Annotated in this window: 1 protein-coding gene; it reads left to right on the plus strand. The window is 76.9% G+C overall.

Annotated elements, in window-relative coordinates; all coding sequences use genetic code 11:
- On the plus strand, positions 1 to 377 hold a 377-nt coding region (locus FV217_RS22560; RefSeq protein WP_210245165.1), incomplete at its 5' end, for a hypothetical protein.
- Between the last annotated feature and the right edge of the window lie 47 nt (positions 378 to 424).

Consider the following 424-nt stretch of genomic DNA (forward strand, 5'->3'; position numbering starts at 1 on the left):
AGGGCGCGCTGGCCTATGCCCGCGCGCCGGCCCTCGCCCTCGCCGTGCTGCTGCCGGCGATCCTCGTGGCGACGGCGCTCGAACATCGCCGAGCCGTGCGCGCGCACCGCCGGCATCCTGAGGATCAGGTCGCCAAGCCCGGCCTCCGCAGCCGCTCTTTCCCGTTGGCGCAGGTCGCTGCGGTCGCTGCCGCGGCGGATCTGGAGCGCACGGGCAAGGCCGATGGCGAACAGGCCAATCGCCACCGCCGGCACGAGACGCGGGGCCGCGAGCGCGGCGGTGAGGAGCGCCAGGAGAATCGCGGCGAGCGTCATGGCCGGCACCAGGATGCCGGCGGCCGGCAGTCCCGCGAGCGCCGCACCGATCAGGGCGGGTAGGGCCCGCACGTCCTCGCGGGCGCCCGGCGGCGCCCGCAGGATCGCGT

Source organism: Methylobacterium sp. WL9, assembly GCF_008040035.1.
Taxonomy (GTDB): domain Bacteria; phylum Pseudomonadota; class Alphaproteobacteria; order Rhizobiales; family Beijerinckiaceae; genus Methylobacterium; species Methylobacterium thuringiense.